Source organism: Halopseudomonas litoralis (assembly GCF_900105005.1).
GTDB lineage: Bacteria > Pseudomonadota > Gammaproteobacteria > Pseudomonadales > Pseudomonadaceae > Halopseudomonas > Halopseudomonas litoralis.
This window is the reverse complement of the sequence record NZ_LT629748.1, coordinates 1,389,206-1,399,602: the sequence shown is the minus strand read 5'-3', so window position 1 is coordinate 1,399,602 and position 10,397 is coordinate 1,389,206. Positions and strand designations below refer to the sequence as shown.

At 51.7% G+C, this 10,397-nt stretch carries 7 protein-coding genes and 1 pseudogene; 2 read left to right on the top strand and 6 right to left on the bottom strand.

The window, feature by feature from the left end; all coding sequences use genetic code 11:
- Positions 1 to 236: 236 nt before the first annotated feature.
- The 3 genes from BLU11_RS06795 to BLU11_RS06785 all read right to left on the bottom strand — a co-directional run bounded on the left by BLU11_RS06795 (position 237) and on the right by BLU11_RS06785 (position 3,130).
- On the bottom strand, positions 237 to 1,421 hold the full coding sequence (locus tag BLU11_RS06795) for a substrate-binding domain-containing protein (RefSeq protein WP_090272634.1): 1,185 nt from the start codon (positions 1,419 to 1,421) through the stop codon (positions 237 to 239).
- 401 nt (positions 1,422 to 1,822) lie between these two features.
- Entirely contained in the window at positions 1,823 to 2,110 is a 288-nt protein-coding gene (locus BLU11_RS06790) for a FecR/PupR family sigma factor regulator (RefSeq protein ID WP_090272633.1), read from the bottom strand.
- Positions 2,111 to 2,197: 87 nt separating this feature from the next.
- Complete coding sequence (locus tag BLU11_RS06785) at positions 2,198 to 3,130, bottom strand: DMP19 family protein (protein WP_090272632.1); 933 nt, start codon at positions 3,128 to 3,130, stop codon at positions 2,198 to 2,200.
- 730 nt (positions 3,131 to 3,860) lie between these two features.
- Here BLU11_RS06785 and BLU11_RS06780 point away from each other — a divergent pair.
- Positions 3,861 to 5,348, top strand: coding sequence for a BAR domain-containing protein (locus tag BLU11_RS06780; protein WP_172828674.1), 1,488 nt, complete (start codon positions 3,861 to 3,863; stop codon positions 5,346 to 5,348).
- A gap of 199 nt (positions 5,349 to 5,547) precedes the next feature.
- The gene (locus BLU11_RS06775) at positions 5,548 to 8,184 is read left to right on the top strand and encodes an AAA family ATPase (RefSeq protein ID WP_090272630.1); all 2,637 of its coding nucleotides are present in this window, start codon (positions 5,548 to 5,550) and stop codon (positions 8,182 to 8,184) included.
- A 102-nt stretch (positions 8,185 to 8,286) separates the two neighbouring features.
- Here BLU11_RS06775 and BLU11_RS06770 read toward each other — a convergent pair whose 3' ends face one another.
- The 3 genes and pseudogenes from BLU11_RS06770 to BLU11_RS19510 all read right to left on the bottom strand — a co-directional run bounded on the left by BLU11_RS06770 (position 8,287) and on the right by BLU11_RS19510 (position 10,305).
- The gene (locus tag BLU11_RS06770; RefSeq protein ID WP_231702281.1) at positions 8,287 to 9,516 is read right to left on the bottom strand and encodes a hypothetical protein; all 1,230 of its coding nucleotides are present in this window, start codon (positions 9,514 to 9,516) and stop codon (positions 8,287 to 8,289) included.
- Positions 9,517 to 9,908: 392 nt separating this feature from the next.
- Positions 9,909 to 10,142: pseudogene (locus BLU11_RS19795) on the bottom strand (hypothetical protein); the annotation flags it as partial.
- A gap of 91 nt (positions 10,143 to 10,233) precedes the next feature.
- Entirely contained in the window at positions 10,234 to 10,305 is a 72-nt protein-coding gene (locus tag BLU11_RS19510) for a hypothetical protein (RefSeq protein WP_407920250.1), read from the bottom strand.
- Positions 10,306 to 10,397: the final 92 nt, after the last annotated feature.

Genomic DNA, 10,397 nt, shown 5'->3' with positions numbered 1-10,397 from the left:
TTATATAAGTCGTTTGGCGAACAGCTCGACCGAACCATGTCATGGAAATTTAATAGAACCGCCTTGATCAGGGCGCTGGATTCCCGCCTGCGCGGGAACGACTTGTATGGTGGTGCAGGCCTGGGGTGGGCAAGCACAATCAAAAAAGGCCGGGCAGATACGAATACCTGCCCGGCCTGAAGCGGCTTTGAGTTGCTAGGGAAACTTAGATGACTCACTCAAAGCCGGGACGCGCCTTACAGCGGACGACCTTTGCCGTTACATACGTTGGCATTACCAACGCTCAGGGCACTGCTTTGAGTATAGAACGCATTGTAGACAGCAGATCTCCAGTTCTCCGGCAGTTTGATGAACGAACCTGCAGTAATCGCCGCATCATTCACGGTCGAACCAGAGGCGTAATGCTGATCGAAGAAGGTACGAATCTTGTTCGAATCAGCACCATCCAGATAGCACTGGCTGAAGATCAGGTTGGTAGCGCCGACGATCGGGTAACCTTGGGCTGGATTGGCAATAGGGCTGACGCCCGATGCCACGTAACCGATGCCCCAGTTCACAGCGTCATTCCTTGCACTCAATATGGGCGGAAGAATACCAGTGAGGGCGCTCTGTACGTTGACCTCAGTTGGAAGGTCGCCGTTGATCGATGCAACTTCAGCTGGGTTGTCGTAATCGACCTTGTCCGGGCTGACGTAGGTGATGGAGTAATCATTTTCACCCAGCGCTGTCACTACACCATCGCTGCCGTTAGCGCCGACGTATTTCGGGCTACTGACGTCAATGGTGCCAGAGAAACTGTTACTCACCTGGGAAACCAGGGCGGGGTTGATAGCATTGAGGTGGCGCAGGAAGATTTCGGTGGTGCCGCTACCATCGGTGCGATAAACAACCGTGATCGGCGTAGCTGGCGCATTCGGGATAGCCAGACCCGAATCGTTCCAGTTTACAACTGCGGGATCAGCAAAAATCAGCGCCAGTTGCTCGCTGGTCAAATCCAACGTGCCAAGCCCTGGTACGTTGAAAGGCACAGTCACCGAAGTGAGAACCGAGGGCACCTGGATCAGCGGACCAAAGCTGGCCTCACCCAGAGTCAAATGGTCGGCATAGTCCTCAGCTTCAGTCGCAGTCACCAGCGAATCACTGCCGGCGTAGTCAACGGTGGTGCCCGCAGCAAGATCAAACTCGGTAGCGTCGTTGTTGAAGAAGGCGCGCTTGCCAGCACCGCTACCAACACCGGTATAGAACTCAAAGTCCGGAACCGAGCCGGTCAGAATACCATCAGTGTTATTCGGACCGTTGTACAGATCTTCCGGCAGGGTGGCACCGCCACCGACAACGCCGTCTGCCGAAGCAGCGCCAGCCATACCCATAACACCTACTGCAACCAGAGCGGACAGAGCGCTCATACGAAACTTAGTCATTACCAAAACTCCTTACAGATAGTAGGAAAGATCGGAATTACTTGTTTACCGTTTTACAGCCCGGGCAATCGTGGACTATTAGCCAGGTCGCCCTTCATGCACCTCGCCACCACTCGGTGACAGTTCTAGATTGCCGATACCGTGTGACAATCCCACTAAAAAAATTACATAACACACAGGAAAAAACACATTACTTTCAAAAAAAATCAAAGAATCAGCCAGCCATCAAGCCGACACTTAAAATGCAGTCGCAAGCCGTTGACATTAAATAGAAAAACACCAAATCGATATAAAACAGGGATATCTCTATAAACAGAAAGGCGAACTCTACCCGCTGAAACATGACGGCCGTGTTTCAGAAGTTACGTAACATGGCGATATTGTATTAACGCAGGCAGCAATCAGGTTTTTCTGCTGTTTTTTATGCGGCGGGAAATAATGGGGATGATATTGGATGATTCCGACGGCGCGCCCTGCCCTCCGAATTGACCAAGGGCATCCCACACTCGTTTGACAAGCGCAAAAGCGCGCCGATGCTCTTCACTGAGTGCGCACCAACGGCGAAACGCGTTCGCGTCCGTGGCGGAGACATGCCCAGAGGTCAAACGTACCAACCAGCGCAAGGCCTGGTCGCGCAGCTGAGTTTCGGTTGCAGGGGTTGCTGCATTGCGATGCTCGTACCTGGCCATATTCGCTTTCCTCGGAGTTGACGCCGGGGCTACCGGCTACGCGCACCTGGATCGAACGTGTTAGACCTTTTGTTTTGTTATGGGGGATCACACCTCTTTGTATTCTATTCTGGCGATGCCCAGCTTCCGGCCCATGGTCAATCCCTGTCCGAACAGCTTCTTCCTGAGTTGATAAAGCCCCGCAGCAGACCGCGAGTAGATTGCGACAAAGTCCTCTTTGCCTTTGACGTAATGCGCAACAAGGCACTCCTCGCCGTTGATGACGTCCTTCCATATGCCCTGGGCCAGCCTGGGCAGCTCGATGCCGTGCCGTTTGGCTATGCTGGCTGCGTACTCATGGCGGGTCATTTTCATCGGTGCATTGTCGGTCAGTTCCTTGAGAAAGGATCTATTCGCCTGCCCCGATTTGGCCAGTCTTGCTTCACGCAGGGGATTGTCTTCGATGAGGTCAGACATGCTGAATTTCCACTGGAGGTCATGTACCGGTTGAATGGCTGGATGCTGTTTCAGCCAGGCACACAGCAGCGCCATGAGATCCTGATCCCTGATCAATTCACGGAACGCGTTGTCCTTGTTGATGAGCCAGGGGTCGACGCAGCCATGTTCCGGGTGGTCAAAGCCACCACGGGCCATGACATCAGCCAATATGGCGTCCGAGGAATTGATGTACGCGGCCACTTCGCGAAACAACTGCTGATGGGCGGTGGCGCCTATCGCACCCAATGCGGTATCCAGCTCGTCTTGCCTGTTACGCGACCAGCCGCAATTGGCTACAAACTGTTCATGCCCGCCGCTGGTGATCTGGCCTGCATATTGCCAAATATGGTGATTGACATGCAGCGGCCCGGGCAGTTCCTTGTATGCGTATGCCCCGTACACAACCAGATCGTTACGGACACGAGAGACCGCCCGGCTGAAGACGTGTGGATCGGCAGCGTTATAGTCGCGCAGGCGTATCGGAACAGTGCGGATGCAAGTTTCAAAGGTCTTGAACGGCACCGAGCTGAATGTCTGACTCATTTATACCTCGTGTTGTCTGGCAGTAATTACCAGACTCGCGTGCATTAACAGGCTCTCTCTATATAAGTCGCTTTCTGGGCCTTCAGACCGAACTAATTTTTTGGTTTTTTATGTACGGTGGGTTTAAAGTGTGATTTGTTTCATGTTTGGGTGGAGAGCTACGTAGAATTTTCATTGATGAAATCACGGTAGCTGATCCAGCTCAGCATTTCGCTCGCCCGCTGTCACCTCGCTGTAATACATAGCGGTGTAAGATCCCCACCACTAAAGGATTAGTACTTACTGAAGGATTAGTGCTCGCTGAAGGATCAGCATCCCCGTCGAAAGCCCGGCATTGTTGCCGGGCTTTTCGTTGCCTGCGCCGCCACGCCCCCCCCCCACTGCCCGGTGCGGCCTTGCATGATAGTTAGCGTCAGCAGCCGGATCGGCTCGCGCCTGATTTATAGGCAATGTATCCTCTACATTACCACCTCACCTTCCACACCTACCCCGTTCCCGCCTGCGGCGCTTAGCACCTCCCAACCCGGACCACATTTCTAGTTTCTTTCCAGAAAAACAGGCTCTTCACAAACAACCCCAAAACTACGTAACTTTTTTAACATATCCGTCACAAACCAAAGCAAGAATCGCGCTCTACGACGCAGCCATGTTTCTCATTGGTGATTTGAACAAAGTAGAAATTCGGGCTATAAGAGTGATAGCGCGGCGCCAGCACACGGATGGTAATATTATGAAAACAACAAACTTAAAACGATTTGTAAATCTGAAACCCGCAGCCACCACCCTTTTGTCGTTATTGATCCTCAGCGGCTGCGGATCACATACCATGACGCCAGGCACTGTCGCTAAGCAATGGTCTGAAAACACATCCCAGTTGGGGATCATGCCGATTTACCCTCTGAGAGAAGGGTTCTATCCTGGCGATATTGTATTGCTCGCCGCTTACTCCCCTAAATCAGAGGTGAGCCAACAATCCGTGCCTGTTGAGTTTTACAACATCCACCCCATCTATTATGACCACTTGGACTACTGCAAGGTATTTGGAAATAGCAATCCCAAACCCGACTTGCCTTTAACGAAGGGCTATCCACTGGATGGTGAAAAAACAGATCCCTGGGCTCCACCCAAAATCATGTATTCTCACTTCAAGTGTGACGTTAGTTCTTCGACGGATTTCCTGCTGAGTGAGTCCACTGCATTCCCCTCATTTTCCTTTGCATCTCTGTCTCAATCTGCGTTAGGGGCAAATATCGTGAATAGTGGATTTGGCGCGCGCTGGGGCGGGGGAAAGAACGCCCAGAATCATATAACTTACTCAGTACCTAGCGCGGAGGTGCTAAGCGTAAAAACCAAGCACCTGATCAGTCTTTTCGAAGAGTATTGGGATAATCATTACAAGACCGAGTACGGCAATATCAAGGCACTGGCAGAAACTCAGGCACTTCCCGATAAGGATAGCCAATCAATAACTCCAATTATGGCTGTTATCTCAGAAGTGCATTATGCTAGGTCAATCAATGTTTCGATCTCAGCATCAAAAGCATTTTCGACACAACTCTCGGGCGCCACAATGGCAATGATTGACCTATCCAAAAAGAAATCAGAGTTAGAAAGGAGAATCCAATCACTGTCCTCGTCTACCTCACCTCCAGAGCAGGTGGATCAAAAGTCATCCGAGCAAAAGACCAAGATTGACGAGCTCAAGCACGAGCTGCAAGAGATCACAACCAACATCGAGACTTTAGGTAAAGCGGTTGCACCAAGCGCACCCGGCGTAACTGGCCATGTCACGCGATCATCCAGTTCGGGTATAACGCTTACTCAAGTGTTTTCCAAACCGCTGGCTATTGGGTATAGGGCGGTTCTGTTTGAATTTATTGGATTAACTGATGAACCAGCTGACACAACCGAACCAAACGAAGAAAATGACATTGGTGATTCAAATACAGGTGACTCAGATAATAGGACTACATCCAGAGGCCTCAACATTCCTGGTGCGGAACTAATTACAAGACCTGACCACACCTCTATAGGCAAGGATAGAAATAACCCACTCGCCAACAACCAAGTGTCCTCTGAGCAGACTGAGCTACAACAAGACGGCCAATTTCAAGCAACGCAAAGTCAAAACAGCCCATCGGTAAAAACCACCCCCGGGCTTCGCCTCGGGAGAAACCAGACCCCATCACCAGCAGGTGTTGAACCTGACGACAGATAGGTAACTATCCTGCCGCCCCATCATCGTTGCAGTACAAGGAAAGAGTAAAAAGCGTTCAACAGCAATAGCTTGGTACAGCGGTAGCACACTAGCGGGAGATTCAGGGTTTTGGGGTATCCTGCGGAATTGGGCTACTACCGCTTCCCAGCAAGACATATGTTTTATGCTTTCCAACAAAAAACTTGGACAGGAAAAGTACATGGCTATCTTGCAAGAAATATTGGCTTGGACAAAAGAACTCCCAGCATGGCAGAGTGACGCTGTTTCCCGCTTGCTGGCAAAACAAGTGCTGACGCCGGAAGATCATGAGGACCTATACGCCCTTCTCAAACAGGCTCATGGTATACCTGATCCCAAGAATCGCCAGCCCCAGCCATTGTCTGCTGATCAGGTACCAGCACTGGTCAAGAGAACTACACATATCGAGCTTCATGCCATAAAAAACCTGCGTAACGTCAATGCAATTGCAGAAAATCAGCAACTTGCAGTAGGGCCCTCCGGCATGACGGTCATATATGGCGACAATGGCTCCGGTAAATCAGGCTACTCGCGGGTTCTCAAGCGCGCCTGCCGAGCTCGCGATCAGTCAGAGCCTATCCATCCCAATGCTAACGTGCCGTTGGCACAGGCTGGCACCGCGCAGGCGAGTTTCGATCTATCCATTGATGGGAATCTTGAGGAGGTGCTCTGGCAACAAGGTAAAGAAGCACCTCCTGAGCTGTCATCATTCTCCATTTTTGATGCTCATTGCGCGAGAGCATATCTGGATAATGAAGATGACTTCTCATACGTGCCCTATGGCCTGGATGTATTCCAGGCGCTTGCCAAGGTTTGCCAGCACCTCAAGACAGCCATTGAGGTAGAACAGAAGCAGTCCTCAGTGGATACCGGGGCGTTTGCACATTTACAGGGGGAATCGGCCGTCGGAAAGCTGATCGCAACTCTCTCTGCAAAAACAGACACGGCAAAGATTGAGGCGCTCGCCATGCTCAAACCAGAAGAAATTGAGCTGCGGGAAACCTTGGAGAAAAGTCTTAAAGAGAACAACCCGAAGGAGAAGGCTGGTCTCTTGCGCTTACGCGCACGCCGTGTTGCGACAATCGCCAAGACAACAGCCGAGAAAGGCGCCGCTGTTGGACCTGAAGCCATTGCTAAGCTCAAAACCCTGGCCAATGATTTTCGCACGGCACAAGATGTTGCCGCTCTTGCTGCCAAGAACTTCAAAGAGGGGGAAAACCTGTTGCCAGGGACTGGGGGTGACGCCTGGCGGGAGCTGTTCGATGCAGCCCGGAAGTTTGCGCTAGAAGCACATCCAGACAGGCAGTTTCCAGCTCTGGGGGCAGATGCGGAGTGCCCATTATGCCAACAACCGCTGGCTGCGGGAGCCGAGCGGCTACTGAGGTTTGAAGCCTTCATTCAGGCAGAAGCGGAAAAAACAGTTCTAGCGCGGCGCCAGGCGCTCGTTGCAGAGTATCGCCCATTCGACGCGTTGATTATGGCATTGAATATTGATGAGGCAACTCAAGCGGAGATACAAGAGATCGATCCAAACCTAGTGGCCGACTCCAAGGTTTACGAGGCTGCATTGAAAAGCCGTCATGAAGCAATCAAGGCTGCGATTGTTTCCCATGACTGGGGTGGCCTGGATCAGCCTCTGGTCAGCCCGACCCTACGGTTCCAATTACTTGCCGAGAAACTGAATACCGAAGTTGAAGCGTTGGAGAAAGCTGCAGACGAAGCTGCCCGCACTGCGCTACAGAGCCAACTTGATGAGTTGGATGCCCGCGTAAAGCTCAGCCAGGTCAAGAATGCAGTTATTACTGCTGTAGCAAAACTTGTACACCAAGGGAAACTGAAAAAGTGCCTGACTGCTGTCAGGACAAACGCCATATCCAACAAGGCATCTGAGCTAGCGGAAAAGGTTGTCTCCAAGGATTTGGCTGATGCGTTGAACCGAGAATTCAAATCCCTTGGAGTGGGTAATCTCAAAGTGTCTCTTCAAAGCCGTGCTAATCGAGGGAAGGCACTGCACAAACTGAAATTAGAACTCCCACAGGCCCGCAGCCCGGGTGAGATACTGAGCGAAGGCGAGCAACGTGCCATCGCCATCGGTTCATTTCTGGCGGAGGTTGGACTTAGCGGTGGTACAGGGGGAATCGTCTTCGACGATCCGGTGTCATCTCTTGATCACCGGCGGCGTGAACGTGTAGCCAAACGTCTTGCTGCTGAGGCAGCACAACGGCAGGTGATCATTTTCACGCATGACATCTATTTCCTTTGTCTGTTGGCCGAAGAAGCTAAACAGGCTGGAGCCCCAGTGGTCACGCAAAGCCTGACACGGCGCACCGAAGGATATGGCATCGCGGATCCCGAGTTACCGTTCGAGGGTAAGAATGCGAGCAAGCGCATCGGCGCTCTGAAAGCGCAGCAGCAGGTCATTGCCAAGCTGTACCGAGAAGGTAACGAGCAGGAGCATCACAGGCAAACCGTTGACGCATATTTCCGCCTGCGTATGGCCTGGGAGCGAGCTGTGGAAGAGGTACTTCTGCGTGAAGTCATTCTTCGCTTCCGGAAGGGTGTTGAAACGCAGCGCTTAGCCGGTGTGAGTGTAAATGATGATGACTATGCACAGGTAAACTCAGGGATGAGTAAATGCTCCAACTATGCCCATGACAAGGCAATGATGGGTGGCGTTGCCGTTCCGGATCCGGACGAATTGCTTGTGGATATCCTCGCACTAGAAAATTGGCGTACTCTAGTCCATAAGCGTTCAGAAGACACGGCAAAGAAGCGAAAAACAGGCCCAGCAGTTACTGCGGGTGCTGCTCCTGCTTGAGCTTATAGGATTCCAGCGGGGTGCTAATCCCGCTGGAATGACACCAGACACAGGACGTAAATGTTTGCTACTGGGTAGGTATGCCGAAGTCGAGTTCATCCGTTATCCTCGCCAATGAACTCCCGGCTCCCCATCTTCTCGATCTAGTATTATATGATCAGGTAATGGTTCAGGCACTCGATGCTTCCCTATTCGGTAACAAGCAGTGGTTTCACTGACAGCCCAATTCTCATTTCTCGCCGTGGTATGTTCAGGCATGAGGTAATTGGCATATACCCAGCGTAACCGGGAATCTATTGGATCAAATCGCTTCATCTCCAATCTATTACGAATATGGCGTTGTTCATCCACCGAGTTGTTGCCCAGCGCCTCATAGCCCACATGCACAACACCTGGATAGTCGGAAGGCAACTGCTTGGTAGCTTTTGCAATGAGAGCCCGAAAATGACGAGCTTTACTCTCTGCTGCCTCAGGCGACGCGCTACGCCAGCTCACCACACTGGCTTGGCTTACCCAAGATGCATGAATTGGGTGCTGGGGGGCAGGTTCCCAGAGTGCTTTAACACTGTGGTCGAAATCCTGCCGATACCCACCTGCAAGCAGTTCAACCATTCTGCTTGAGTTGTAAAATACATGATCATACTGCAATACCTGTTGCAGAAGATCGAGCCTAGTACTCTGAATGCAACCGATGCTTACCTCATCCTTCCAGACACAAGATCTCGGACCAGATAAATAATCGCGCAAGTGATCCTGCAAATATTCATCGGGCACATCTTTCATCTCGATGAGAAACATCACCTCACACAGAACTGATACCCCCTGCTGTTCGGCCAGTGAGTGTATAGGTCGAGCCAGGGCCAGGGCGCGTTGATATTCCTGCTCTTCATATTTGTTTCGATTTACACGCTTGCATTCCACCGCCCAGCGGTGGCGACCTTTGGTAACAAGTAAGTCCTGAGCTTTGGCTACGCCCGGTTGTTCGGGAACAAATGCGACATTCCACCCTCGACTCTTATAAGCACCTGCAACAAGAATCTCATACAGCCCAGCATCCGGCTGACTTTTCCCCTTGGTCATCAAGGTTTCAAGTCGGTCTTCAATACCAACGATACTAGATAGCCGCGAAAGCATTTGACCCAACCGAGCGAATACTGGACTGATCCTGAAAGCATCAGGTTCAAAGTAATCATGTCGACGATCAGGGGTGGCATATGCGGTGGCTTGGAGGAGATACCAGAATATTGCATCTTCGGGATCAAAAAGCGGCCCAGACTGACCCTGCGCCCATACTTTCCTCCTCTCCTCGAATCGTTCCCTCACTGCATCCATACGGCCACCCAATCAGACCCAGGCACCGTGTTGCGGAGCAGGCCAACTACACGTAGAGCAGAATCATCTACCCAATCACGTCCGTCACGCGGAGCAGTCCACATCAGGTGGTTCATTTTTTCTCCTTATGCAGCCCTTGACAAGGACATAAGTGTCAACGCTGGTTTAAAAGTGGCCCACTTATCAGCAATATCGCCGATCCAAAACTGACCCACCCTTAGCGTTTACATGCTGGTTAATAGTTCTTGGCTGCTGGCTGAGATCGGTGCGAGACCAGCCGCTTTCTTGTCCTTCAGCCGATAGCTACCGCATCCGTCCCGTCATGGCTCTTAAGGGTCTTGCACGGCCCTTCTCTGACTATCTGGCTTATTTAAACCCCCTTTCCTGGAAATCTACCCTCTCTCTATATAGTCGTTTCTAGCGGCCTCGGACCGAACCTTGCGGTGATTTTTAATGTGGTTTGTTTCGTGGGGTAACACCGTACAGAAGCGCGACATGCGCGACTGCCACTTACCGGTGCTCGCACCACCCTCCATGAGCGCACCCACCGGCCAGCAATCGTCACGGGAGCTGGCCAGCAGGGGCTGATACACATGCGACTGGCCTCGTTAGGTGACAATGTCCCCTTCCCAGGACTGGCTGGCCCATAACCTGTTCAAGGATATGAGCCAGCCTACCGGGCTGAAAAACGCAGCTGGATAGCGAGGTTGCCAATCACTAATAGCAACCAGGCTTCTGCAAAGGAAAATGGCTACCTTCCCCTACAAAGAGATGATCCAACAGCCGCACATCCACCCAGCTCAGAACTTCCTTGAGCCTTTGCGTAAGAACCTTGTCAGATATCGCCCTAGGCACTCAGGCTTCCCCCTTGAAAGTCGCGA

What these genes read in the sequence shown, in the direction of transcription:
- BLU11_RS06790 (WP_090272633.1), bottom strand. Translation starts at nt 2,110, where the DNA reads ATGGCCAGGTACGAGCATCGCAATGCAGCAACCCCTGCAACCGAAACT.
- BLU11_RS06780 (WP_172828674.1), top strand. Translation starts at nt 3,861, where the DNA reads ATGAAAACAACAAACTTAAAACGATTTGTAAATCTGAAACCCGCAGCC.
- BLU11_RS06795 (WP_090272634.1), bottom strand. Translation starts at nt 1,421, where the DNA reads ATGACTAAGTTTCGTATGAGCGCTCTGTCCGCTCTGGTTGCAGTAGGT.
- BLU11_RS06785 (WP_090272632.1), bottom strand. Translation starts at nt 3,130, where the DNA reads ATGAGTCAGACATTCAGCTCGGTGCCGTTCAAGACCTTTGAAACTTGC.
- BLU11_RS06770 (WP_231702281.1), bottom strand. Translation starts at nt 9,516, where the DNA reads ATGGATGCAGTGAGGGAACGATTCGAGGAGAGGAGGAAAGTATGGGCG.
- BLU11_RS06775 (WP_090272630.1), top strand. Translation starts at nt 5,548, where the DNA reads ATGGCTATCTTGCAAGAAATATTGGCTTGGACAAAAGAACTCCCAGCA.